Annotated in this window: 19 protein-coding genes; 8 read left to right on the plus strand and 11 right to left on the minus strand. The window is 62.7% G+C overall.

Features of this window, described 5'->3' with window-relative positions; translation table 11 throughout:
- Positions 1-63: 63 nt before the first annotated feature.
- From PQQ95_RS02390 to apbC, 5 genes are all read right to left on the minus strand, one after another.
- Complete coding sequence (locus PQQ95_RS02390) at positions 64-720, minus strand: lysozyme inhibitor LprI family protein (RefSeq protein WP_408435303.1); 657 nt, start codon at positions 718-720, stop codon at positions 64-66.
- 173 nt (positions 721-893) lie between these two features.
- Positions 894-3,179 (minus strand): Orn/Lys/Arg family decarboxylase, encoded by a 2,286-nt coding sequence (locus tag PQQ95_RS02395; RefSeq protein WP_408434563.1) that lies wholly within the window; start codon positions 3,177-3,179, stop codon positions 894-896.
- Between the two features lie 84 nt (positions 3,180-3,263).
- Positions 3,264-3,833: a dCTP deaminase gene (dcd, locus tag PQQ95_RS02400; RefSeq protein WP_028200499.1), complete on the minus strand. Its 570-nt coding sequence runs from the start codon at positions 3,831-3,833 to the stop codon at positions 3,264-3,266.
- 338 nt (positions 3,834-4,171) lie between these two features.
- On the minus strand, positions 4,172-4,705 hold the full coding sequence (locus PQQ95_RS02405) for a superoxide dismutase family protein (protein ID WP_097391661.1): 534 nt from the start codon (positions 4,703-4,705) through the stop codon (positions 4,172-4,174).
- Between the two features lie 131 nt (positions 4,706-4,836).
- On the minus strand, positions 4,837-5,925 hold the full coding sequence (gene apbC, locus PQQ95_RS02410) for an iron-sulfur cluster carrier protein ApbC (RefSeq protein WP_408434566.1): 1,089 nt from the start codon (positions 5,923-5,925) through the stop codon (positions 4,837-4,839).
- A gap of 340 nt (positions 5,926-6,265) precedes the next feature.
- On the opposite strand from apbC, the gene PQQ95_RS02415 reads away from it, so the two are divergent.
- Both PQQ95_RS02415 and metG read left to right on the plus strand, forming a co-directional pair.
- Complete coding sequence (locus PQQ95_RS02415) at positions 6,266-6,919, plus strand: YiaD family glycine zipper/OmpA-like lipoprotein (RefSeq protein WP_054035104.1); 654 nt, start codon at positions 6,266-6,268, stop codon at positions 6,917-6,919.
- A 493-nt stretch (positions 6,920-7,412) separates the two neighbouring features.
- Positions 7,413-9,548 (plus strand): methionine--tRNA ligase, encoded by a 2,136-nt coding sequence (gene metG, locus PQQ95_RS02420; RefSeq protein ID WP_408434569.1) that lies wholly within the window; start codon positions 7,413-7,415, stop codon positions 9,546-9,548.
- 112 nt (positions 9,549-9,660) lie between these two features.
- Here the strand turns inward: metG and PQQ95_RS02425 are convergent, their stop codons facing one another.
- From PQQ95_RS02425 to PQQ95_RS02435, 3 genes are all read right to left on the minus strand, one after another.
- Positions 9,661-13,893 (minus strand): translocation/assembly module TamB domain-containing protein, encoded by a 4,233-nt coding sequence (locus PQQ95_RS02425; protein ID WP_408434572.1) that lies wholly within the window; start codon positions 13,891-13,893, stop codon positions 9,661-9,663.
- A gap of 27 nt (positions 13,894-13,920) precedes the next feature.
- The gene (locus PQQ95_RS02430; protein ID WP_408435305.1) at positions 13,921-15,699 is read right to left on the minus strand and encodes an autotransporter assembly complex protein TamA; all 1,779 of its coding nucleotides are present in this window, start codon (positions 15,697-15,699) and stop codon (positions 13,921-13,923) included.
- Between the two features lie 495 nt (positions 15,700-16,194).
- Complete coding sequence (locus PQQ95_RS02435; RefSeq protein WP_408434575.1) at positions 16,195-16,320, minus strand: hypothetical protein; 126 nt, start codon at positions 16,318-16,320, stop codon at positions 16,195-16,197.
- Here PQQ95_RS02435 and PQQ95_RS02440 point away from each other — a divergent pair.
- From PQQ95_RS02440 to panD, 5 genes are all read left to right on the plus strand, one after another.
- Positions 16,319-18,190 (plus strand): adhesin, encoded by a 1,872-nt coding sequence (locus PQQ95_RS02440; protein WP_408434578.1) that lies wholly within the window; start codon positions 16,319-16,321, stop codon positions 18,188-18,190. The two genes, PQQ95_RS02435 and PQQ95_RS02440, sit on opposite strands and share 2 nt — an antisense overlap.
- 248 nt (positions 18,191-18,438) lie before the next feature.
- Positions 18,439-18,624, plus strand: coding sequence for a DUF3460 family protein (locus tag PQQ95_RS02445; RefSeq protein WP_054035105.1), 186 nt, complete (start codon positions 18,439-18,441; stop codon positions 18,622-18,624).
- Between the two features lie 4 nt (positions 18,625-18,628).
- The gene (locus PQQ95_RS02450) at positions 18,629-19,501 is read left to right on the plus strand and encodes a segregation and condensation protein A (protein ID WP_408434580.1); all 873 of its coding nucleotides are present in this window, start codon (positions 18,629-18,631) and stop codon (positions 19,499-19,501) included.
- A gap of 188 nt (positions 19,502-19,689) precedes the next feature.
- Positions 19,690-20,523 (plus strand): pantoate--beta-alanine ligase, encoded by an 834-nt coding sequence (panC, locus tag PQQ95_RS02455; RefSeq protein ID WP_408434583.1) that lies wholly within the window; start codon positions 19,690-19,692, stop codon positions 20,521-20,523.
- A 50-nt stretch (positions 20,524-20,573) separates the two neighbouring features.
- Complete coding sequence (panD, locus tag PQQ95_RS02460; RefSeq protein WP_012432059.1) at positions 20,574-20,960, plus strand: aspartate 1-decarboxylase; 387 nt, start codon at positions 20,574-20,576, stop codon at positions 20,958-20,960.
- A 60-nt stretch (positions 20,961-21,020) separates the two neighbouring features.
- Here the strand turns inward: panD and PQQ95_RS02465 are convergent, their stop codons facing one another.
- The gene (locus PQQ95_RS02465; RefSeq protein WP_408434586.1) at positions 21,021-21,659 is read right to left on the minus strand and encodes a ParA family protein; all 639 of its coding nucleotides are present in this window, start codon (positions 21,657-21,659) and stop codon (positions 21,021-21,023) included.
- Positions 21,660-21,869: 210 nt separating this feature from the next.
- Between PQQ95_RS02465 and PQQ95_RS02470 the strand changes: the two genes are divergently transcribed.
- Positions 21,870-22,289, plus strand: a complete 420-nt coding sequence (locus tag PQQ95_RS02470) for a PaaI family thioesterase (protein WP_408434589.1) — start codon at positions 21,870-21,872, stop codon at positions 22,287-22,289.
- Positions 22,290-22,383: 94 nt separating this feature from the next.
- Here PQQ95_RS02470 and PQQ95_RS02475 read toward each other — a convergent pair whose 3' ends face one another.
- Both PQQ95_RS02475 and PQQ95_RS02480 read right to left on the minus strand, forming a co-directional pair.
- Positions 22,384-22,938, minus strand: a complete 555-nt coding sequence (locus PQQ95_RS02475; RefSeq protein ID WP_408434592.1) for a DoxX family protein — start codon at positions 22,936-22,938, stop codon at positions 22,384-22,386.
- 142 nt (positions 22,939-23,080) lie between these two features.
- Positions 23,081-24,541, minus strand: a complete 1,461-nt coding sequence (locus PQQ95_RS02480) for a cobyric acid synthase (protein ID WP_408435307.1) — start codon at positions 24,539-24,541, stop codon at positions 23,081-23,083.
- Positions 24,542-24,554: the final 13 nt, after the last annotated feature.

Here is a 24,554-nt window from a genome sequence, read left to right on the forward strand (position 1 = left end):
GACGCTAATAGACCAATAAGAAAACAAGGAAAGGCCAACGCCGCAGGCATACAGACAAACAACTCAATCATTCCCAACCGTTTCCGACAATCGCTTAAGCGTCGCCACCCTCGCACCGATAATATCGACACGGCTACCTTCATCAATCACCGGCGTAGCAGCATTGAGATACGCGGTCCAGGCCTTTTGTGCACGCGCAAGCGTCGAACGCGAGCGCGCCGGCATCTTCGACTGCAAGCGACGGTAGTAGCGGTTCAGATCAAACATCGCGTGTTCGCATTGCGCATCCGCAGTGCAAGCGCGCGGCCGGCGCGGCGGCTCTCCGCCACCGGCGCTCACCTTCGCCAAGGCACTGCGCAACGCAAGCGCGCGATCCCGCACCGGCTGCAATTGCATATCGGCTTCGGCCAGCACATACATCGAGCCACGCGTCGTCGCGAACACGGCCGCCAGCAACGGCTTCTCGGCATCGCGCGAGGCCTGCCAGCTTGCCTGGCTCTTTTCCCACGGTTTACGTTGCGCCGCCGGCAACTTCGCCTGAAGCTGCTGCCACGCGCCGTCCAACGCAGCCTTCCAGCCGATTCGCGCGTTGTCCATGCACTGCACCTGCCCCGCTGTCGACGACATATCACTGCGCGCAAGACAGGTGCGCATCGACGCGTCAATCGGGTCGGCGGCGGCGACTTCGGCATGCGCCGCCATGGGCGCCACACCGAGCATCACCGCAAGCGCCGCGCCGAATATCACCGCCGGGATCGTCGCCGTCACCGACTTAGCCAACTTAGCGGCCTTCGTCATCTTGGCCGACCTGGCCAATGTCGATGGCGAGGCCAGCGCGCCAACCGCGCGCCGCCAGCCGTCAGCGCCCAGCAAAGACGTCACCACCCACATCGTCAGGCGCGCACGCAGTCGACAAAATATTCGATGCGCCCGTTGATGGTTTCGCCGACAAGCCCGTGGATATCCGTGTGGAAACCCGGGAAGCGCTCGTTGAACTCGCGCGCGAAACGCAGGTAGTTGACGATGGTCTTGTTGAAGCGCTCGCCCGGAATCAGCAGCGGAATGCCCGGCGGATACGGCGTCAACAGGATCGACGTGACACGGCCTTCGAGTTCGTCGATCGGTACCCGGTCGATCTCGCGGTGCGCGAGCTTGGCGAACGCATCCGACGGCTTCATCGCCGGTTCCATGCTCGACAGGTACATCTCGGTCGTCAGACGCGCAATGTCGTTCGCGCGGTACACGCTATGGATCTGCTCGCACAAATCACGCAGACCGACACGCTCGTACATCGGATGATGCGAGACGAACTCGGGCAGTACGCGCCACAGCGGCTGGTTGTTGTCGTAGTCGTCCTTGAACTGCTGCAACTCGGTCACCATCGAGTTCCAGCGGCCCTTGGTAATGCCGATCGTGAACATGATGAAGAACGAATACAGGCCGGTCTTCTCGACGATGATGCCGTGCTCGGCCAGATACTTCGTGACGATCGCAGCCGGAATGCCGGACTCGCCGAAGCCGCCGTCCATGTCCAGCCCCGGTGTGACGATGGTCGCCTTGATCGGGTCCAGCATGTTGAAACCATCGGCGAGCGGGCCGAAGCCGTGCCATGCATCGTCCGGGCGCAACATCCAGTCTTCGCGCGAACCGATGCCCTCTTCCGCGAATGTTTCCGGACCCCACACCTTGAAGAACCAGTCGTCGCCGTATTCGTCGTCGACCTTGCGCATCGCGCGGCGGAAATCCAGAGCTTCCGCGATCGACTCTTCGACGAGCGCAGTGCCGCCGGGCGCTTCCATCATTGCCGCGGCCACGTCGCACGAAGCGATGATCGCGTACTGCGGGCTGGTGGACGTATGCATCAGATACGCTTCATTGAAGCGATGCTTGTCGAAGCGGCTATTCTTCGAATCCTGCACGACGATCTGCGAAGCCTGCGAAATGCCGGCCAGCAGCTTGTGCGTGGAGTGTGTGGCGAACACCATCGCGCCGATGCGCGGACGCCCCGCACCGATCGCATGCATGTCCTGGTAGAACTCGTGGAACTCGGCGTGCGGCAGCCACGCTTCGTCGAAGTGCAGCGTATCGAGCCAGTCGCCGAGCATTTCCTTGATCATCTCGACGTTGTAGATCACGCCGTCATAGGTGCTCTGCGTGATAGTCAGAATGCGCGGCTTCAGATCCGGATTCTTCGCCATCGCTTCGCGGGCGAACGGATTCGCCATGATCTTCTTGCGGATGTTTTCCGGCTCGAATTCGCTGCGCGGAATCGGGCCGATGATGCCGAAGTTATTGCGCGTCGGCGTGAGGAACACCGGAATCGCGCCCGTCATCGTGATCGCGTGCAGGATCGACTTGTGGCAATTGCGGTCCACCAGCACGATGTCGCCCGGCGCCACGGTGCCGTGCCAGACAATCTTGTTCGAGGTGGACGTGCCGTTGGTCACGAAGAACACGTGGTCGGCGCTGAAGATGCGCGCCGCATTGCGTTCGGACGCGGCAATCGGGCCGGTGTGATCGAGCAACTGGCCGAGTTCGTCGACGGCATTGCACACGTCGGCGCGCAGCATGTTCTCGCCGAAGAACTGGTGGAACATCTGGCCAAGCGGGCTCTTCAGGAACGCGACGCCGCCCGAGTGCCCCGGGCAATGCCATGAATAGGAGCCTTCGTCCGCGTACTGCACCAGTTCCTTGAAGAACGGCGGCGCGAGCGAATCCAGGTACACCTTGGTCTCGCGGATGATGTGGCGCGCGACGAACTCCGGCGTGTCCTCGAACATGTGGATGAAGCCGTGCAGTTCGCGCAGGATGTCGTTCGGCAGGTGGCGCGAGGTGCGCGTTTCGCCGTACAGGAAGATCGGAATGTCGGCGTTGCGGCGGCGCACTTCGGTCACGAACGCGCGCAGCGCGATGATCGCGGCCGCCAGCTCCGGCGTCTCGCCTTCCACCACGACGTTGTCGACGTACGGCAGCAACTCGTCGTCGTCGATCGACAGGATGAAGCACGATGCGCGGCTCGACTGCTGCGCGAAGGAAGTCAGGTCGCCGTAGCTCGTCAGCCCGAGCACTTCCGCGCCTTCTTTCTCGATAGCTTCGGCCAAAGCCCGGATGCCGGAACCCGAGATATTCTCGGAGCGAAAATCTTCGTCGATGATGACGACGGGAAAACGAAACTTCATGGACGATTCTCCAAAAAGAACGACCGCTGCATTTGACTAAGCAGCGGTCACCCGAATAGCTGATGGGTCAGTGCGCTGCCAACGTCACGTCTTGGGCAACGTGACGCCGTGCTGACCTTGATATTTGCCGCCGCGATCCGCGTACGACGTTTCACAAATTTCGTCGCTTTCGAAAAACAGCACCTGGGCGACGCCTTCGTTCGCGTAGATTTTCGCAGGCAAAGGTGTCGTATTCGAGAATTCGAGCGTCACGTGCCCTTCCCATTCCGGCTCGAACGGCGTCACGTTGACAATGATCCCGCAACGCGCATACGTGGATTTGCCCAGACACACGGTCAGAACGCTGCGCGGAATGCGGAAATACTCGACCGTGCGGGCCAGCGCGAACGAATTCGGCGGGATGATGCAGACATCGCCCTTGAAGTCGACAAACGATTTCTCGTCGAAATTCTTCGGATCGACGATGGTCGAGTTGATGTTGGTAAAGATCTTGAATTCGTCGGCGCAGCGGATGTCGTAGCCGTAGCTCGAGGTGCCGTAGCTGACAATCTTCCGGCCGTCTTCGGAAACGCGGACCTGATCTGGCGCAAACGGCTCGATCATGTTGTGCGACTCGGCCATGCGCCGGATCCACTTGTCGGATTTGATAGTCATAGGTGAACGCTGCTCGACTTGAGTGACAGGTGTGTGACGGGTAACAACCCGGCGTGAGTTCCGGGCAACGGGTTGGATAACGATCGGGTAACGGCCTGGGCGGCATGCCGTTGGAATGCGCCGCCGGGCGGGTCTCCCGAGCCGGGCGCCCCGGCTATGCGCTCCGGGCTGGGTGCCCCAACCGGAAGGCGCTTATTTTACGCGATCAGGAAAAGGCTGCGGCAGGTATGGCTTAAGAGCGGCCCGGTACACATCCAGAAACCGTTGCGAGGCGATCAAGCGTGCGCCGCCTCGCACGCAGATGGCACACGCGGCGCGTGGGCCATTACTCACTGCCCTCACTGGCGAATCAACCCGCATGCGAGCGCAGGGCCTGCGCCATGCTGCGGATACGCGTAAGGGTCGGTCGCGTCGTGATGCAACAGGACCGCGCGTTGCAACACCGAGCGGATACCGTCGAGCGACACATCCGGTGCAACGATGAAGCCGGTGGCCACGCCGTTCGCGTCCGCGTGGATATTGCCAAGATCGCCTTCGACCCGGGCGCCGGCTTTCAGACGTTCGGCTGCCGGTGAGAACACCGGGCCGGCACTGGAGCCGTCGGCGGCATTACAGTCGCCGCGCTCATGCACCTGCAATGCGTGGTCGCTATCCGGCGGCAAGCCAGCGAGATTGTAGGTGACCTGCACGCCGTCTGAACGCTCGATGAACGTGACGAGGCCGCGCGCCTGATTACCCACGGTGGGCAGCAACTGCGCGTCGGCACGCTTTTCCTGTGGTCTCAGGAACGTGCTACAGCCGCATAACAGCACACTGCTGGCAGCTAGGACGATGAACGCATGCACCGCCTGCCCGTCGATTCGTTTTCCCATGCGATCCTCTTGCCGGCCTGGCGGCCGCCCCTGCGGCCGCCGAGCCGAACTTGTGAAGTCGACATGATACCGCGAGACCCGGCGCAAATTAGCGCCTTGACCCCACTTTAACCCCTTGTCCGAACGGCTACTCAGGTGTTCTGGACAACGATGCTGGGAAACTTCGAGGTCATGTCGCGGGCCCGCTCGGCGATATGGATCGCAACCTTGCGCGCGATCGACCGGTAGATCTCCGAGATACGCCCTTCGGGATCCGCCACGACGGTGGGTTTGCCGGAGTCGGCCTGCTCGCGGATGGCGATGTCGAGCGGCAAGCTGCCGAGCACGTCGACGCCATATTCCTTGCCCATCCGCTCGCCGCCGCCCGCGCCGAAGATGTGCTCTTCGTGGCCGCAATTCGAGCAGATATGCATACCCATGTTCTCGACGATGCCGAGAATCGGAATGCCGACCTTCTCGAACATCTTGAGGCCCTTCTTCGCGTCGAGCAGCGCGATATCCTGCGGCGTCGTGACGATCACGGCGCCCGTCACCGGCACGCGCTGCGACAAGGTCAGTTGAATGTCGCCGGTGCCCGGCGGCATGTCGACGATCAGGTAGTCGAGATCTTGCCAGTTGGTCTGCCGCAGCAGTTGTTCGAGCGCCGAGGTGGCCATTGGACCGCGCCACACCATCGGGTTGTCCTGCTCGATCAGAAAGCCGATCGAGTTGGCCTGCAAGCCGTGGCCGGTCATCGGGTTCATCGACTTTTCGTCGGGCGATTCGGGACGGCCGGTAATGCCGAGCATCATCGGCAACGAGGGGCCATAAATGTCCGCATCGAGGATGCCGACCGACGCGCCTTCGCTCGCCAGCGCCAGCGCAAGGTTCACGGCGGTCGTGCTCTTGCCGACCCCGCCTTTGCCCGACGCCACCGCAACGATATTTTTAACGTTCGGCAAGAGTTTGACGCCGCGCTGCACGGTATGCGCCGCGATGTGCTGGGACACCTCGACGCGTGCATTTGCCACGCCGGGAACGGTTTTCAGCGCGCCGGCGAATTGTGTGCGAATCGCTTCAAACTGCCGTTTGGCCGGATAGCCGAGTACCACCTCGAGGCTAACCGTGTCATTCTCCACGGCCACGTTCCTGATGTTCTTCGCAGCCGCGTAGGGCTTGCCCGTGTTGGGGTCAGTGACGGCCGCGAGGGCGGCGTCGACCAAAGCCCGATCGATACTCATTGACACTCCGTGGGGAACACTTGCGGCGCAGCAGAATCGAAGTTTCGGCTACGCGCCAGAATTTGAAAAAAATTGTTATACAGCATTGCTAAAACGAGGCACGCCGTGCACCCTTCGGGCAGGCGGAACGCCAAGGGGTCGCATCACTGCGTACTTCAGTCATCATTGTAGTGGCTGGCGCCAAGCCTTGCCGGAAGACCCTTCTCCACTGTCGGACCGGGACCAGGGAAGATGCAGGATTCTCATATTGTCGAGTAACGCGCTTTACGGCCGTCACGTTCGGCGAGTAGATTGATCGCTTCCACCCGCTTTACTCGCTTCACTCAAGAGGAATCAAAAAATGAATGCAAAAATCATGACTCGCCTGGCGGTTTTCGCCGTTGCCGGTTCGTTGCTGGCAGGCTGCGCAAGCCAACAAGGTACGGACACGGCAGTCGGCACGGGCGTGGGCGCCGCCACCGGCGCGGCGATCGGTGCGATCTTCGGCGGCGGCAAGGGCGCGGCGATCGGCGCGGGCGCAGGCGCAGCGGTGGGTGGCATTACCGGCTACAACTGGCAAGCCATTCACAACAAGCTGTCGGGCGCCACCAAGGGCACCGGCACGCAAATCACCGAGCAGCCGGACGGCTCGCTCAAGCTGAACATCCCGAGCTCGGTCACGTTCGACACCAACAGCTACGCGGTCAAGCCGTCCTTCGCGCCGGTGCTGGATCAACTGACGCAGACCATGCAGCAGAATCCGGAACTGATCGCCCAGGTGATCGGCTACACGGATAGCACGGGTCAACCGGCATACAACCAGACGCTGTCGGTCAACCGCGCGCAAAGCGTGACGGGTTATCTGGGTCAACGCGGCGTTGCGCCGCAACGCCTGTCGGCACAAGGCATGGGCCAGAATCAGCCGGTTGCTGACAACAATACCGAAGCCGGCCGTGCCGCAAACCGTCGCGTGGAAATCTATCTGCGCGCCACGGCTCAGCACGCCACGCAATAACGGTCAGCCAGAGGGAGAAGCGACCGGACGCCAGGCGGCTCTTGCCGCCTGCCTTTGCTAGTGGTGTTTGCCGGCGGCCGTTGCCAGCAGCCTTTGCCGGTTTAGCCGGCGGCCTTTGCCAGTTTGACTAGCGGCGTCCGGCAAGCCGTAAAAAGCGGGGGGAAATAAAATCTCGCACGAGAACGAAAAAAATTTCGAACTCTACCGAAAATCCGCGGTCTGTCTTTACGGTACGTGGCTGGCGAAGCCGCCGCGTCACCATTCTCCTCTTGTCGTTGTTGCTCCGGGGTTAATAGCCCCGGTTTTTTTTGGGCGCTCGGTTTTTCGCCCCGCAAGAAGTCCCCCGAAGGTGGTCCCTTGGCAGATAAGGGGCACACCTGTCCGCTCCCGCAACAACCCAGTCATCCGGCTGCTAGCCAGGCGGCCAATCCGCGCCAGGCGCCTGCCCTGCTAGAATCAACGTTTTGTCCCACCGCAGGCTCCCACCATCCTTATGTCAGCACCCGCAACCGATCTCTCCGCAGGCGCGCCGTCAGGCCGTCGCCAGGTTCTCGTCACGTCGGCCCTTCCGTATGCGAACGGGCAAATCCATATTGGCCATCTGGTCGAATATATCCAGACGGACATCTGGGTCCGGACGTTGCGAATGCACGGGCACGAGGTCTACTACGTGGGCGCCGACGACACGCACGGCACACCGGTCATGCTGCGCGCGGAAAAGGAAGGTCTGACGCCGAAGCAGCTGATCGACCGCGTCTGGCAAGAACACAAGCGAGACTTCGACAGCTTCGGGATTTCGTTCGACAATTACTACTCGACCGATTCCGACGAGAATCGCGTGTTGAGCGAATCGGTCTACCTTGCGCTCAAAGACGCCGGCCTGATCGAAGCGCGCGACATCGAACAGGCCTACGACCCCGTCAAGGAAATGTTCCTGCCGGATCGCTTTATTAAAGGCGAATGCCCGAAGTGCGGTGCGAAGGATCAATACGGCGACAGCTGCGAAGTATGCGGTTCGACTTATCTGCCGACCGATCTGATCAATCCGTATTCGGTCGTCTCGGGCGCCACGCCGATTCGCAAGACCTCGACGCACTACTTCTTTCGCCTGTCCGACCCGCGCTGCGAGAATTTCCTGCGCGCCTGGGTAGGCGGTCTGGCGCAGCCGGAAGCCACCAACAAGATGCGCGAATGGCTCGGCGACGCGGGTGAAGCCAAGCTCGCCGACTGGGATATCTCGCGCGACGCGCCGTATTTCGGCTTTGAAATTCCGGGCGCGCCGGGCAAGTATTTTTACGTGTGGCTGGACGCGCCGGTCGGCTACTACGCGAGCTTCAAGAACCTTGCCGAAAAGCGCGGCCTCGATTTCGACGCATGGGTCCGCAAGGGGTCGACCGCCGAGCAGTATCACTTCATCGGCAAAGACATTCTGTATTTCCACACGCTGTTCTGGCCGGCCATGCTCGAATTCTCGGGCCACCGTACGCCGACCAACGTGTTCGCGCACGGTTTCCTGACGGTGGACGGCGCGAAGATGTCGAAGTCGCGCGGCACGTTCATCACCGCGCAAAGCGTGATCGACACGGGCCTGAATCCGGAATGGCTGCGCTACTACTTCGCCGCCAAGCTGAACAGCACGATGGAAGACCTCGACTTGAACCTCGAGGACTTCCAGGCGCGCGTGAACAGCGATCTGGTCGGCAAATACGTGAACATCGCGAGCCGCGCTGCCGGTTTCCTGATCAAGCGTTTCGACGGCCGCGTGCAGGACAGCGCGATGCAGCACCCGCTGCTCGCCTCGCTGCGCGCCGCCGTGCCGCAGATCGCCGCGAATTACGAGGCGCGCGAGTACAACCGCGCGCTGCGCCAGACCATGGAACTGGCCGATGCGGTCAATGCGTACGTCGACACCGCCAAGCCGTGGGATCAGGCAAAAGACCCGGCGAACGCGGTCGCGTTGCACGAAACCTGCAGCGTGAGCATCGAAGCGTTCCGTCTGCTGTCGCTGGCGCTCAAGCCGGTGCTGCCGAAGCTGGCTGAAGCAGTCGAAGGCTTCCTCGGCATCGAGCCGCTGGTGTGGGCCGACGCGAACGTGCCGTTGAGCTCCACGCGCCCGATCAACGCGTACAAGCATCTGATGACGCGCGTCGATCCGAAGCAGATCGAGGCGCTCATCGCAGCGAATCGCGATTCGCTGCAAGCCACGCCGGAAGCCGCGGCGCCGGCCGATGCGAAGGCCAAGTCGAAGGCAGCAAAAGCAGCAGCAGCCGACAAGGAGGAAACACCCGGTGTCATCTCGATCGACGACTTCGCCAAGGTCGACCTGCGCATCGCGAAGATCGTCGACTGCAAGGCGGTGGAAGGCTCGGACAAGCTGCTGCAACTCACGCTCGACATCGGTGAAGAGAAAACACGCAACGTTTTCTCGGGCATCAAGTCGGCCTATCAACCTGAGCAGCTGGTTGGCAAGCTGACGGTGATGGTCGCGAACCTCGCGCCGCGCAAGATGAAGTTCGGCCTCTCCGAAGGCATGGTGCTGGCGGCCTCGGCCACCGACGAGAAAGCCGAACCAGGCCTCTACGTGCTCGAACCGGATAGCGGTGCGAAGCCGGGCATGCGTGTGAAGTAAAGCGCGCAGCATCGAACGCCCCAGGCATCAACAAAAACGGCACGCTTTAAAAGGCGTGCCGTTTTTTTATGCCCTGACGCTGCTCAGGCCGCTCTAACCGGCGCCGCCACGATCACCACCGTATCCGGTCAAAGCGCCGCGTGTACAGCAGCTCGATACCGTCGAACGTGCCGCCATAGGCCGCGACCGACCAATAGCGCGTCAGGTTGACCGTCGCCTTGATCGCATTGCTCGCCGACTGCAGCCCCTGCTCGTAGCCCAGCACGAGCCACTCGTTGATCGCCTTCGACACCATTACCACCTGCGGATCGGTCAGCCCGACTTCGCTTCGTCCGATAGAAAATTCGTCGAGCCCGAAGGTCTGCGCGATTCGTTTGCCGCTCGCGCTGCCAAGCAGCGCGAGCGCCGTCGTCATAGTGCTTTGCTGACCGAGGTTGTTGCCCTGATCCGTACCGTGACCGAACAGCAGCCAGGAGAGTTTTTCGTTATCCGGCACGTTCGGCTCGGACACCAGCTTCGCCACCGGGAACTGCACCGTGCCGACCACCTGCACGCCCGCCTCGACCTGCTGATTGCGCCGCATCGCCAAAATGTTGATGCCGGGATTCGCCACCGGTCCGTTGAACGTAAAGAAGCCGTTCTCGATGTTGAGCTTGCGGCCGAACGCGGTATAGGTCGACCCCGGCGTCACGCGCACGTTCCCGACCGCGCGCAGCGGCAAGTTCGGCGCGCTCATCGCGGTGATCGTGCCGGTCAATCCCAGGTCGGCGCCTTGACCGCGGAAGCGGAAGCTATTGCCAAGGCTGATGTCGATATTCGCACGCGGCGCGAACGGTCCGATCGGCTTGTTGGTGCCGGCCACCGGCCGCTGCCGCTCGCCCGCCACCGTGCCATCCGGACGCACCACCACCACGTCGTCGCCCAGTTTCGGCGCGGACTGCTCCGGCATGTCGAACAACGCGTGGTCGACCACGAATTTGCCATTGATCGCCATGCCGCCCTGCGCGCCGGCATTCGCCACGCTCACGCTGCCCGATAGCGACAGATTGCGGTCCGGCGCCGCGAACAATTCCAGCTTGTCCGCGACGATGCTCGCGGCCAGATCCGGTTCCGCGCCGTCCAGCCGCACGCGGCCGGTGGCCTTCAACGTGCCGCTCGCCCCATGAAACTCGACCTGCTGGAAGTCCACCAGATTCTGTGACAGCGCGATCCGCACGACGCCGTCTTTCAACTGCACGCCCTGGTCGACCAGGGTCGCGGAAAGGCCGTCGCCAACCAGGGAGCCGGTCAGATTCGGTTTGGCCACCGTGCCGCCGAGCGCGAGCTTGAGCGCGAGGTGGCCGTCGAGCAGGTAGCTCGGACCTAACAGGCCGCCGGTCGTTTTCAGCGAAGGCACATTCGCATTCACGTTGCCGGTGACCGCGCCTTCTTCGTTGACGGTCAGGAAACCGTCGCGCATGACCAGCATGGTGTGCGCATCGGCATCGATCACGCCGATCCGGCTCGCCTGAACGTGCACCGTGGCATTCAGCCGGTTGCCGCCGGTAAATTCGGCGCGCGCGCTCATGTCCGAAAGACCCAGCGAGGCAAGACCGCGGCCGATTTCGACGGTGACGTCGCCGCTGCGCCGCTTGAGCTGGATGTGGCCCGTTGCCGTGCTGCCGAGCGCGAAATCCCAGTCGCCATCGAACACCAGATCGGTTTTGACGGCCGGTGGCTCACCTGTAACCTCGCGCCGCAAATCCTGCAGACGCGCCAGCGAAATATCGGTCAAGCTGCCCGCGGACTGGATCTTTCCGTGGTCGAAGGCGAACGATTTCAGGCTTAGCACCGCTCCTTCGAGTGTCAGGCGCGTGGCGCCGAGCGTCAGGCGGCTCGGGCCCTCGCTCACGGCGAGCGGCGACTCGAGATTCAGCGCCGGTATGCCGCGGTTCTGCAGCCGTGTCACCGTGCCGTCCCAGCGGGTGCCGTCGCGCGCTTCGGTCAGCTTGCCGCTGGCGGCGAGCGTCAGATCGAGCGGGTGATCCTGGAGTTTGCCGGTGGCCGCGGCCTCGAGCGTGTGATTCGCGCGCGTGCCGGACAGGCGTGCAGTGAGCGTGGTCAGGTCAACACCACCGGCGCTGAGATTGCGCGCATCGGTGCTGAAAACCAGCGCGCCGTTCGCACCGTCGCGCAGTTCCGCGTGGCCTTCCGCATGGCCAATGCGGTTGCTGCTGAACACCACGCTGTCAGCCTTGTAGTTCAGCACGATGTTCGGGTGCGCAAACGAGCCGGTGACGTCGCCATCCGCAGCGACAAGACCCGCGAGGCCAAAACCGAGGCGCTCGAGTTGCGGCGCGTCGACCTTGAAGCGCAGCCGGTCGCCGCGCCCGCCGAAGCTGCCCTGCAGATCCACCTGATTGCCCGCCACCGACAGATTCGCATGGCTCGGCAGAATCCGCGAGCCGGCCAACTGGACGGTGCCGCCGCCCGTCAGCGGCAGGCCGTCGTAGACGCTCGGTCCCAGCTTGAAGTCGGCCTTGGTGGTGAAGACCGGACCGAGCATGCCGGCCGCGGTGAGCGTGCCGCTCACACGCGCCTCGATCTTGCGGGCCGGCGGTGCGCCTCGTTTGGGCGGCGGCGTTTTGCGCTGGACCACCTCGGTCTTCACCACCGCCTTGGCGGTGTTCTTCGCCACGGCGGCGGCCTGGTCGCCCGGCGCCGCGCTTTTGGCGCCGGCCGTACTGCCCGCTTCTGCCGCGCCCTGCTTGACGGGCGCGCCCGCCTTGCCCTTGGTATCGCTCGCCGCCGGCGCCGGCGCGGCCACCGGCGTGCGCGATGGCATCTGCGACGTGAGCGTCAATGGGTCGAAATCGGTCAGTTGCGCTTTCAGGTTGTAGCTGGAATTCGCGTCGTGCTTGAGCGCGCCCGACAAGTCGATGCGGCCTTTGCCCGAGGTCACGCGCACATCGTTGAAGCTCATGCGAGCCGGGTCGAAGGTGATTTTGCCTTGCGCGCGCAGCGCCGCTTTCGGGTCGGCGAGGTCGAGCGTGAGGCTCTGCACGTCGTCGTTCAGACGGATGCCGATGGGACCAGCGAGCTGCGTGGGCCGCACCGTTGCTTCCAGCGCGTTCAGGTCGAGCCCGGCGACCTGCAGATCGAACTGCCCGCGCTTGCCGGTCAGCGCGCCGCCGCCGGTCAGTGTGGCGCTCTTCACGAGCCGCACGTTCAGGTTCGAGATGCGCTGCGCCTGCGCGTCGAGATGCACGTCCGCATTGGCATCGACCAATGGCAGCAGGTTCTGGTCGATCGCACCGGGCCGGGCGTTGACGATCGAGACGTGCCCGGCGACGGCAAAACCCGCGGCGCCTTTTTTGGCCGCATCGGCATTGACGCCGCCTTGCGTCACCGGCTGCAATTCCGCCCGCACGGCCAGATCGGCCAGCGGCGCGCCAGGCGCAAATGCCTGGGGATTGATGTGGTCGAAAGTCAGCGTGGCGCGCCGCAACGGCACGTCGCCGAACGGCGTGGCCTCGACCTGGGCATGGCCGGCGAGCTTCATGCCGCTGGCGTCGAGTTCGGCGATGAGATTTTCGAGCGAGCCGCTCACGTGGCCGCCCACCTGCACCGCCTCGTTGTTGACCTTGCCGGAATAGCCGAGATCGCCGCTGAGCGGGAACGGTTGAACGCCGTCGAGTTTCGCCGCCGCCGTCACCGCGCCAAACGGCGTGTCCAGCCGCTCGATCGCGGCCTCGTGGTGACGTCCGTCGCTGCGTCCGTGAAAAGCGAAGTGCGAAAACGCCGTCGTCGACGCGCCCTCGCGCAACAGCAACTGGTCGACCTGGAGGTCGCGGATCTCGAGCTGCAGCGGCAAACGTAAGTCTTGCGGGAGCTTCATCGGCCCACTGCTGCTCGACGACGACGCGCCGATCCGGGCATCGACGGTGCCGACATGCAAATAGTCGATCGTGAAGCGCCACGGTTTGCGCGTGAGCCCCCACCGGCCCGTCACGCGATCGATCTGGATATCGGTGCCGCTACTGTCGAGACTGCGCCAGCGCACCTGGCGCAATTGCACGCCGTTCGCCAGCGCGCCGCTCTCCAGCGTGCCGGTCAGCTTGCCGCCCAGCAATTTGACCGCTGCCTGCCATGCGTAGGCGGTGCCCCGCTCGGTTGTCAGCGCGCCGTACAGCAGGCCGACGGCCAACGCAGCCAGCAGCACCAGCACGGCCACCATCCACGCAAGCGTTTTCAGCAGCAAGCGGCCGGGCCGGCGCCTCGCCGGCGGCGCCTCGGGCGGCTGCTGGCCGGGCGGAGGAGTGCCGGGCGGCTGCGCGGGTGGTTGGGCGGAAACGTCCGTGGTCATGCGTGGGTCATGTGAAAGCAGGTTCCATCAGAAGGCGATGCCGAGCGTCAGGTATGGCCGCACGCTCCTGTTGCGGATCCCGTAGGCGACATCGACATTGACCGGGCCGACCGGGCTGCGCCAGCGCGCCCCCACGCCGACACCTGGATAAAAGACTTTTTCTCCCCAGGTGTCGGTGGCGGTGCCCACGTCGAAGAATGCCGCCGCGCCCCAGTCATGGGTAAACCAATGCTGATACTCGGCCGCCGCCGTCACCAGATACTTGGTGGGTAGCACCGAACCGTCGACGTTATTACCAATGCTCTGGTAGCTGTAGCCACGTATCGAATTCGACCCACCCGCGCGGAACAGCAGCGAAGCGGGAATGCCGCTCGAACTGCCGCTCGTGAATACGCCGCCGAGTTCGGCGCGAATCAGCACGAGGTCTTCCTTGCCGATCGGCAGATATTGTTGGCCGCGTGCGTAGCCGCGCGCGAACGTCTGGTCGGTCAGCACGCCTTTGACCGCGAAACCCGCTTCGACGTGAATCAGATTACCCGAGCGTGGGAACAGCGGATCGTCGGTATTACGGCGAGTCCACGACCACGACGGGACCAGCGCGCGGCTCGTGGTCGGCGCAAAGGCGTTCTGGTCGAGACGGTCCTGGTAGTACAGGATCGCATAGCTGTAGTCGATGAATTGCGAGGTGCGGGCCCGCTGCACGCCGCCGCGGATGCTGTAGATGCGTGTGTCGGAAACGTCGGTGGTGGTGTAGGACGCCAGCACACTATTGGTCCACGCACGCGGCCCCGGCGGCATGGAAAGCTGGATCTGCCCGTATTGCTGGTTCTGGTCGAGACGGCCCTCGACCGTAAACGGCCACGCTTTACCGAACGTGTCCAGATACGAATAGGCGCCCTGGATCAACGGGCCGTTGTCCGTCGAATAACCCACGCCGCTGCGGATATTGTTATACGGATATTCCGACACCTTCACGTGCATCGGCGTGTCGACCGGTTTGGCGGGGTCGCTATCCACGTCGATCGCAACGCTCGCGTAGTACGGCGTGTTCTGCAATTGCCGTTGCAGTTCGGCGACGCGCTGCACGTCATAGATATCACCGACCGAAATCGGATTCACGTTATCGACGATCTGCTCCGGGTAGCGCCGCGTGCCCGAGACATCGAGCTTGCCCATGGTGAAGGTCGGGCCGCTTTCGTATGTAACCGACAGCTTCGCCTCATGCGTGCGCGGATCGACACGCGCCTCGGAGTGGTCAATCTTCGCGCCCAGATAGCGGCGCGCCTGCAGCGCCTTGAGCGACGCGTTTTTCGCGTCGTCCCAACCGTCCTGCGAAAACGGATCGCCTTCGTGCAGTGAAAACGCAAAACGCGCGGCGTTTTCCTGAGCCGGGTCTTCGGTCAGCACCGGGCCGCGAAACGACAGTGAAATCGAACTGATGAGCGTTTGCGGCCCCGGATCGACACTCACCGTGACGCGTTTTTTTTCGTCGATGGTTCTGACGTCGGTACGCACGACCGGCGTGAAGTAGCCCTGCGTGGCGGCCAGATCGCGCACTTGCTGGGGTGTGGCGGTAATCAGGAACTCGAACTGGTCGTCGCTGATGTCGGCGCGCTTGGCGAATCGCGCGATATCCAGATGTGCTTCGAGCAGCTTGCGCAGCGAGCGCGGGGTCGCTTCGATGTCGACTTTGTACGAGGCCTTCGGGCTCGCGGCGTGGACATCCCACGTGACGAGCAGCAGCGCGCCGAAGACGCAAGCGAGCCAACCGCGCAAAAGCACGGTCGTCAACGATGCGCCGCGCATTGGATGCCAGGCTTTCACCGCGCTTTCCTGACGTCGCTTGCGCGACTGCTCGTTTGTCCACCCCGCCAAACACGACCTCCGGCTTAGATTTAACACAGTTGTTTAAGAATGCCTGACACCCGGCGCTCAAGGCTGGACAAGGCGCCCGCTATTTGACCACATTGGAGCGGGGGTTTGCCTTTCAGGGAGCGATCGGTCGAACAATATCGCGAGCAACCCAGGCGGTGACATAGCGCATGCCGTGACGAGGCGCGCTAACCAAGGAATTTGGGCCGTATCGGGCGCCCACCAACCTAAGCGCCCGCCTTGGACGCGATTCCCATGCCGAATGTTCCGTAGACTTTTCGCGCCTGCTTCGCGGGTTTGTCCGCAAAAAATTGGGCCCTTTTCGGAAATCGCTTTCTCAAAATAAGACTCCTCCTACATGCAGGCTGGTCGAACTCTTTGACAATGTTCATCAGTCGGCAACACAGACAGAAAGCGCCTTCGCGAAGTTCAGGTGCGAATCACCACGATCCCAGCCGACACGCCCAGCGTCGGCCCTGTTCTGTCAGACGCTTCCTCATTGAAGACACCGAGCATGCAGAACAACGCAGGCCGTTCATTATCGACCATAGCCATGAGCACAGAATTCTCTCTCGATCGTTTGGAATCCCTTGTCCAGTCCTGCGACTACGACGGCGCGCATACCGAAACCGTCGCTCTGCTCGACACGCTGATTCAACGTCGCGGCACGCTCCCGGACGACCGGCTCGCCAGCGTTGTCCCAAACGAGCCACGCGACGAGCAATCGCAGCAAACCCTGCAACGCATCGCCGACGCGTTGACCACGTTGCTGTCGGACCCCAGGTTCCAGTTCTCGAACGAACAGTGTGGTCAATTGTTCTGGGCTCGCCCCTGGCTCAACATGCTGTTTGCCGCGACGTCCTACGGCAGCACCGACCATATCGTCCGCGCATTGCTCGAACACGCGCCCGCGCCGGATGACAAGGAGGGTGTGGATGCCCTGACCAGGAAGCAACTCGTGCTGTACACAGCGGAATCGCAATACGACATCGATCTCGGCGCGCTGGCAAAAAGCGATCCCGTGCTCGCGGCGAGTCTCGGCATTTCGATGCTCGGCGCGGCTGTCGTCATCTCGCCGGCCGCGCATGCGAAGCGCGAACGCATGGCCGAATGGTTGCCGCCAGTGCTCGATACGATCGACGATCTCGACGACCTGCCGGGCTGGGCGGTTTGTGCTACGTACATGCACTGTAGTTATTCGCTTCTGCCGCAGCGGCACGCGGTCAAACGCAGCATTAACCGCCTGGTCCGCAACAAACTGCAGACGCTCGGGCTGCTGGAACGCGAAGTCGTGCCTGGACGCGATTCCGCGCGCAAGAAGCAGGCGGGGCGCAAACCGGTGATGCTCGTCGTGCTCGAATGGTTCACGGGCGGCCATTCGATCTACCGCACGCACTCGCGCACGATGCTCGCGGCGCGTGAACATTTCGAAGTCGTGGCGTTCGGCGAAGACCAGCACGTGGACGAATTGGGGCGCGCTATTTTCGACCGGTTCATTCCGTTCGAGTACCCGGAGCACATCGGCGACTGCATTCGCCAGCTACAGGATTTCGTCGATGAATATCAGCCAGACGTCCTGTATATGCCGAGCGTCGGCATGTTCTCTCATACGATTTTCGTCAGCAACGTGCGCCTCGCGCCGCTGCAAATCGCCGGGCTCGGCCATCCCGCGACCATGCACAGCTCGCAAATGGACTATGTGAGCGTGGAAGACGACTTTGTCGGCGACCCGGCGTGCTTCAGCGAACAACTGCTGCGCCTGCCAAAGGATGGGCAACCGTACAGGCCGTCGAAACTGTTGTCGGATATCACGCCGGCCATTCCGCCGCGCGGCGAGTACATCAACATCGCGGTAACCGCGAGCGCCATGAAGATCAACCCGGTCTTCCTGCAAGCGTGCCGCTCGATCATCGAGACCGCTGGCGTTCCCGTACGCTTTCACTTCATGACCTCTTGGGGCGAAGGTGTCGACATTGCGTATGTCAGAAAGTCGATCCACGGCGCGCTGCCAGAATCGCAAGCATGGGTATACGGCTCTACCGCCTACCCGCGGTATCTGCAAATTCTCAACACCATGGACATGTTCGTCAGCCCGTTCCCGTTCGGCAATACGAATGGCATTGTCGATTCGTTCACGCTTGGCCTGCCCGGCGTCAACCTCTGCGGCGCTGAAGTGTTCGAGCACATCGACAGCGGATTATTCGCTCGCGCCGGGCTGCCGTCGTGGCTGACCACGTCGACTGTGGACGAGTATGTCGGCGCCGCCGTGCGCCTCGCGACGCAGCACGCGGAGCGCGAAACCTTACGCCAGCGCCTGATCGAGGAAAAAGCCGCCGAGCGGCTCTTCGAGGGGCGGCCCGAGGCATTCGGCGAAGCCATTCTGAAGCTCGTCGAAGAACGCACGGGCAAAGCCGGGCGTGTGTAAATCAGCGCGCTCCGCCGCGCAACCCGGCATCCGTATCCGGGCAGCCGCAGCGGCGTGATTGCCGCAGACTCCCCTATCGACGCGCAGAAAGAAAGGTCCGATCACCGCGCTGGAACCCTATAGGCAACATGCACGCCGCCATTTTTCGCCCCCGCGCGGCGCATGCGGTAAAATTATGGAATAGGAGCGATGCCGCGCGGGGATCCCCGCCAGGCAGCCGCCATTCCCCATACCACGGACGTCTAGCCATGTATCAATCGGACATCACCCAGTTCCTGAACCAGCTGAAGCAACAAAAACCGAATCTGGAAGCGGAGCAGCGCCGTGGCCGGTCGCTGCTGTGGGACAAACAGCCGATCGATCTCGAAGAACGCGCCGAGCAGAAAGCCTCGCGCGTAGAGCAGACGCCTTACTCGTACTATCAAAACTTCTAAGCGCGTGAGTCACGCCGACGAGGCAAAGGGCGCCACACCGGCGCCTGACGCCGCGCTTGCCGCGCCCGCTACCGATTCGACGCCCGACGTTGTAGACGGCATCGCTTTCGCACGCCTGTACGGCGAGCCGCTCTTCAAGCTGCCGACGGATCTGTATATTCCGCCGGACGCGCTCGAAGTGTTTCTCGAAACGTTCGAAGGCCCGCTGGATCTGTTGCTCTACCTGATCCGCAAGCAGAACTTCAACGTGCTCGACATCCCGATGGCGGACGTCACGGTTCAATACCTCGGCTATGTCGATCAGCTGCGCCAGACCAATCTCGAACTCGCGTCCGAGTATCTGCTGATGGCGGCCATGCTGATCGAGATCAAGTCGCGCATGCTGTTGCCGGTCAAGAAGGCCGACAGCGGCGAAGAAGCCGAGGATCCGCGCGCCGAACTGGTGCGCCGTCTGCTCGAATACGAGCAGATGAAGCTCGCCGCACAGCGCATCGACCATCTGCCGCAGCTTGGCCGCGATTTCCTGCGCGCCGAGGTCTATATCGAGCAAAGCATCACGCCGCGCTTTCCCGATGTGGATAGCGAGGACCTGCGCGCCGCATGGGCCGACGTGATCAAACGCGCCAAGCTGGTTCAGCATCACAAGATTTCGCGCGAGGAATTGTCAGTGCGCGAGCATATGAGCACGATCCTGCGGCGCTTGCAGAACGCGCGCTTCATGGAGTTCTCGGACCTGTTCGACACGAGCAAAGGCGTGCCGGTGGTCGTGGTGAATTTCATCGCCATGCTCGAATTGTGCCGTGAGTCGCTTATCGAAATCACCCAGGCCGAGCCGTTCGCACCGATTTATGTGCGCCTCGCCTATCTGCCGGCCTGACGCCGCGAAACGGGATCTGCATGCGCCATCACTGTCGCAGACGCCTCGTTTCGGTGCACCCCCGGAACAAATCCACTACAATCCCGCGCTCCGAACCTGTCATTACCAGTGAGGCCGCGGGCCACGCGAAAACCTGAGTTTTTGCGCCAACCGAGTCTCGCGCCGCGCGAGGAAATCCCTGTCCGATCATGAAAGTCATCAGCTCGATCCATGAATTGCGCGACCAGTTGCGCGGCCAGAATCGCACCGCCTTTGTGCCGACCATGGGCAATCTGCACGAGGGCCATCTATCGCTGATGCGCCTCGCGCGCCAGCACGGCGATCCGGTGGTGGCGAGCATTTTCGTCAACCGCTTGCAGTTCGGCCCGAACGAAGATTTCGACAAATACCCGCGCACCCTTGAAGCCGACATCGACAAGCTGCAGAAAGAAGGCGTCTACGTGCTGTTCGCGCCGACGGAACGGGATCTGTACCCGGAGCCGCAGGAGTATCGCGTGCATCCGCCGCACGATCTGGGCGACATCCTCGAAGGCGAATTCCGGCCGGGTTTCTTCCAGGGTGTGTGCACCGTGGTGATGAAACTGATGTCGTGCGTGCAGCCGCGCGTCGCGGTGTTCGGCAAGAAGGATTACCAGCAGTTGATGATCGTGCGCAGCATGTGCCACCAGTTCGCGCTGCCGACCGACATCATCGCCGCGGAAACCGTGCGTGACACCGACGGCCTGGCGCTCAGCTCGCGCAACCGCTTTCTGCAAACGGCCGAACGCGCCGAGGCGCCGATGCTGGCCGCCGAGCTCAATCGCGTACGCGATGCGGTGCTCGCCGGTGACCGCGACTTCGCAAAACTCGAACAGGCGGCGATGGCAGCCTTGGCCGCGCGCGGCTGGCAGCCGGATTACATCGCGGTGCGCAAGCGCTCGAATCTGCTGCCGCCGGGCGCGCAGGACGTGAACGCGGAGTTGGTCGTGCTGGCTGCCGCCAAGCTCGGCACCACCCGTCTCATCGACAACCTCGAAATCTGACGCCGTCTTAGTTTGCGCAAACGCGCATAAGAAGCCACAAGGGATTGGTCATGCAACGCAACATGCTGAAGTCGAAAATCCATCGCGTCGCGGTCACACACTGCGAACTGCACTACGAAGGCTCGTGCGCGATCGACGAGGACTTGCTGGAAGCCGCGAACATCGTTGAAAACGAGCGGATCGACATCTGGAACATCAACAACGGCGAGCGTTTCTCGACGTATGCGATCAAGGGCGAACGCGGCAGCGGCATGATTTCGCTGAACGGCTCGGCCGCGCGGCGGGCGCAACTGGGCGATCTGGTGATCATCGCGGCGTTCGCGGTGGTCGACGAAGCGGAACTGAAGGCAGGCTGGAAACCGGATCTGGTGTTCGTCGACGACAACAACAAGATCAAGGGCAGCCGCGATCACGTGCCGACCCAGAACTGGACCTGAACCGGCCTTTCACCGCACGGTTGCATGCGGCGGGCGGCCAACGCCGCCTGCTGATTCACATCACGCCTTCTTGCCGGCGCCGTTGGTCCATTGGATGATCGGCTGCCACTGCTCCAGATCCTTCTCCACACGGCTTTTCGCGACGTCCCACAAGGTCAGGCCGTGCGCCGCCAGTTGCACGTAATTCTGCGTGTCGCGCAGATAACCCAGCACCGGCAGCTTCAACCCCTCGACAAAGCGATGCAACTGCTCCGCTGAGCGCGTGCGCGCGTCGACGCGCATGCCCACCACGCCGATCTCGATCGCGCCTTTCCTGACCGCCTTTTCCTTCGCCAGCCGCTCGAGAAATTCCTGGGTGGCGAGAATATCGAACATTGACGGCTGCAGCGGCACGATCACCTTGTCGGCCAGATCCAACGCGATGTTCAGCCGGTTGCCGTGCAGTCCGGCCGGCGTGTCGATAACCGCGTGTTCCAGACCTCGAGGCGGTTTGGCGGGGTTTTCGAGATCGACCTCCCAGGTTTCGATGGCCGGCAGCGCCGCGGGCCGCAGCGACAGCCACGCGTGCGCGGACTGCTGCTTGTCCATGTCCGCCAGCGCGATCCACTCCCCTTGCGACGCGAAATAGCCAGCCAGATTGGTGGACAGCGTGCTTTTGCCCACGCCGCCCTTCGGATTCGCCACCACGATCACCGTCATGAATTCTCCCGGAAAGAAGGCTGGGCGCCGCCAGCCGGTTTGCCGCGCAGTTTGCTCTGACTTGCGCAGATGTGCCCTGATCCGTGCCGGTTTCAGGTTCACCCGCCGATCCAGCCGTTGATAATATCGACAAATTCACCGGGGCCGAAGCCCCCAAACGGCTATTGACCGCCTTACATCGCTGTTTTTTCCATCGAGGACCCGAATCTCATGAGCAAACTTCGTCCGGAATACTCCATCGAGCGCCTGCACGAACGTCAGAAGGGTAAGCTGCCCGGCTTGCTGGGCGTGCATGTTCTGGCGCTGGAGCAAGGCACCCTGAGCGCGGAATTGACCGTGCGCGACGAATTGCTGGCGCCGAACGGCTTTTTGCACGCCGCCACCGTAATCGGCCTCGCCGACACCGCCTGCGGCTACGCATGCCTCGCGCATCTGCCGGAAACGGCACGCAATTTCACGACCGTCGAGCTAAAAAGCAATTTTCTCGGCACGGCGACGGAAGGGACGATCCGCGCGGTCGCCAAGGCCGTCCATCTGGGCCGCAGCACGCAGGTGTGGGACGCCACGGTCACCGATCCGAACGGTAAGACGATGGCGCTGTTTCGCTGCACGCAAATCGTGCTGTATTGATTGACGTGGGGGCGTGGAGAAAGACCCGAAATATCTGGGACGTTCCCGGGTCAACGCGATAAAAAAAGCACACGGCCTTGCGGCGTGTGCTTTTTTATTGTCTGGCGAGGTGGAGTGACGGAACGGCGTGACGCTGGGTGCTTGGGTACAAAATTCCCAGGTTCTCGGTTGGCTTGATGCCTTGCGGGTGCGCCAGGACTGCCAGCCCACCCGCCCGGTCCCTCAAACGTATCAAGCGGCCACAGCACGCGACGCCTTCACACCGCTCAGCGCCAGCGCGCCCCCCCCCGAGCAGCGATTGCACAGCCAAAGTCACCGCCCAGAAAGCCGGATATTCCCAGCCGCCGTGCGGCGACGCGAACCCCCAGCCGTTATGCAGATGCTGCGACATGGCGCCGAGCATGAACGGCAGCAGCACCAACGCGACCCAGCGGACCTGCACGCCGAGCAGCAACGCGATACCGCCGAACAATTCGACGAACGCCGTCACATAACCAAGCCAGCCGGGCAAGCCGAGCGAAACAAAAAACTGCGCCGTTCCCGGCAGCGTAAAAACAAAGATCTTCTGCAAGCTGTGTGCGAGATACAGGACGCCCAAGGCCAGACGAAGGATCAAGGCGGCCAGATCGGCGGAGCGGTTCGAGTTCATGAAGAGTCCTTTACGAGAGAGACAGCCCGCTATCGGGCGTCGACGTCAAGACTCTATTCGAACCAAATGAGGTGAAAAACCCATTCTTAGGCTTTGATTATTTCCCATTAGGATTTAATCGCCGACATCCCGCTAGTGTCGATCAGCCAATCGCGGCAAAAAGCGTCGAAAGATCGAGGTGCTCGGCAAGCGTGTCGGCCAGGCGATCCAGCGAGGCCTCACGCAACGCCGGGTAGTCGATTTCCCCCGCGTCGCGCAATCCAGCCCACGCAAGCAGTGCGGCGCACGCGGCCGGCGTATCGAACAGACCGTGCACGTAGGTGGCAAGAATTTGCCCATCGGCCGAGATTGCGCCGTCAGGACGCGCGTTTGGCGTTTCGCCCAATTGCAGCGCGGGTGAATCGAGCGCCGGGCCTTGCGTCTCACCCATGTGAATCTCGTAGCCGCTCACCTCGGGCGACCCCGGCAACGCGAGGCGCCCCGTCACGTTCTTGAGCGTTTTTTCGCGCGTGAGCACCGTCGAGTAATCGAGCCAGCCGAGGCCCGCGCTCGTTCCAGGCGCGCCTTCCACACCATGCGGGTCGGCCACTTCGCGTCCAAGCATCTGCATGCCGCCGCAAATTCCGATGACGCGGCCGCCGTAGCGCAGATGCCGCTGCAGCACCGCGTCCCAGCCTTGCGCACGCAGAAAGGCCAGATCGCCCGGCACATTCTTCGACCCCGGCAGAATGATCAGATCGGCCGGCGGAAGCGGCGTGCCGCTTCGCACGTAGTGAAAATCGATCTGCGGATGCGCACGCAACGCGTCGAAATCGGTGTGATTGCTGATATGCGGCAACACCGGCACGACCACCCGCAACATCCGGTTCGTATCACCGCTGTGCGCCGCGCGCAGTTCGGGCGGGAGCATGTCTTCGGCGTCGAGCGTCAGACCGTGCAGATACGGCACCACGCCGAGCACCGGTTTGCCGGTCTTCGCTTCGAGCCAGTCGAGCCCGGGCTTCAGCAAACTGACGTCGCCGCGAAAACGATTGATGATGAAGCCGCGCACACGCGCCTGCTCGCTGTCCGATAGACATGCGAGGGTGCCGGTCAGATGCGCGAACACCCCGCCACGGTCGATGTCAGCCACCAGCACGACCGGACAATCGACCGCTTCAGCGAAACCCATGTTGGCGATATCGCGATCACGCAAATTGATTTCCGCAGGACTACCCGCGCCTTCGACAAAAATCGTGTCGTACGCCGCTTGCAGACGCGCATACGATGCCAGCACCGCCTCGAAGGCGACCGGCTTGTAGTCGTGATACGCGCGCGCATCGAGATTCATGCGCGCCTTGCCGTGGATAATCACTTGCGCGCCGCGGTCGCTGGTCGGCTTGAGCAACACCGGGTTCAGATCGGTGTGGGCGGCGATGCCCGCGGCCACCGCCTGCAACGCCTGCGCGCGGCCGATCTCGCCGCCGTCCACCGTCACCGCGCTATTGAGCGCCATATTCTGCGGCTTGAACGGCGCGACCCGCACGCCGGCGCGGCGCGCCAGCCGGCACAAACCCGCGACGAGCGTACTCTTGCCCGCATCGGACGTAGTGCCTTGAATCATCAGCGTGCCGCGC

Source organism: Paraburkholderia caffeinilytica, assembly GCF_046030355.1.
Lineage (GTDB): Bacteria > Pseudomonadota > Gammaproteobacteria > Burkholderiales > Burkholderiaceae > Paraburkholderia > Paraburkholderia caffeinilytica_B.

What these genes read in the sequence shown, in the direction of transcription:
- PQQ95_RS02430 (WP_408435305.1), bottom strand. Translation starts at nt 15,699, where the DNA reads ATGCGCGGCGCATCGTTGACGACCGTGCTTTTGCGCGGTTGGCTCGCT.
- dcd (WP_028200499.1), bottom strand. Translation starts at nt 3,833, where the DNA reads ATGACTATCAAATCCGACAAGTGGATCCGGCGCATGGCCGAGTCGCAC.
- PQQ95_RS02425 (WP_408434572.1), bottom strand. Translation starts at nt 13,893, where the DNA reads ATGACCACGGACGTTTCCGCCCAACCACCCGCGCAGCCGCCCGGCACT.
- PQQ95_RS02475 (WP_408434592.1), bottom strand. Translation starts at nt 22,938, where the DNA reads ATGAACTCGAACCGCTCCGCCGATCTGGCCGCCTTGATCCTTCGTCTG.
- PQQ95_RS02405 (WP_097391661.1), bottom strand. Translation starts at nt 4,705, where the DNA reads ATGGGAAAACGAATCGACGGGCAGGCGGTGCATGCGTTCATCGTCCTA.
- PQQ95_RS02465 (WP_408434586.1), bottom strand. Translation starts at nt 21,659, where the DNA reads ATGACGGTGATCGTGGTGGCGAATCCGAAGGGCGGCGTGGGCAAAAGC.
- PQQ95_RS02395 (WP_408434563.1), bottom strand. Translation starts at nt 3,179, where the DNA reads ATGAAGTTTCGTTTTCCCGTCGTCATCATCGACGAAGATTTTCGCTCC.
- panC (WP_408434583.1), top strand. Translation starts at nt 19,690, where the DNA reads ATGAAAGTCATCAGCTCGATCCATGAATTGCGCGACCAGTTGCGCGGC.
- PQQ95_RS02480 (WP_408435307.1), bottom strand. Translation starts at nt 24,541, where the DNA reads ATGATTCAAGGCACTACGTCCGATGCGGGCAAGAGTACGCTCGTCGCG.
- PQQ95_RS02435 (WP_408434575.1), bottom strand. Translation starts at nt 16,320, where the DNA reads ATGGCTATGGTCGATAATGAACGGCCTGCGTTGTTCTGCATGCTCGGT.
- PQQ95_RS02445 (WP_054035105.1), top strand. Translation starts at nt 18,439, where the DNA reads ATGTATCAATCGGACATCACCCAGTTCCTGAACCAGCTGAAGCAACAA.
- apbC (WP_408434566.1), bottom strand. Translation starts at nt 5,925, where the DNA reads ATGAGTATCGATCGGGCTTTGGTCGACGCCGCCCTCGCGGCCGTCACT.
- metG (WP_408434569.1), top strand. Translation starts at nt 7,413, where the DNA reads ATGTCAGCACCCGCAACCGATCTCTCCGCAGGCGCGCCGTCAGGCCGT.
- PQQ95_RS02440 (WP_408434578.1), top strand. Translation starts at nt 16,319, where the DNA reads ATGAGCACAGAATTCTCTCTCGATCGTTTGGAATCCCTTGTCCAGTCC.
- panD (WP_012432059.1), top strand. Translation starts at nt 20,574, where the DNA reads ATGCAACGCAACATGCTGAAGTCGAAAATCCATCGCGTCGCGGTCACA.
- PQQ95_RS02390 (WP_408435303.1), bottom strand. Translation starts at nt 720, where the DNA reads ATGCTCGGTGTGGCGCCCATGGCGGCGCATGCCGAAGTCGCCGCCGCC.
- PQQ95_RS02415 (WP_054035104.1), top strand. Translation starts at nt 6,266, where the DNA reads ATGAATGCAAAAATCATGACTCGCCTGGCGGTTTTCGCCGTTGCCGGT.
- PQQ95_RS02470 (WP_408434589.1), top strand. Translation starts at nt 21,870, where the DNA reads ATGAGCAAACTTCGTCCGGAATACTCCATCGAGCGCCTGCACGAACGT.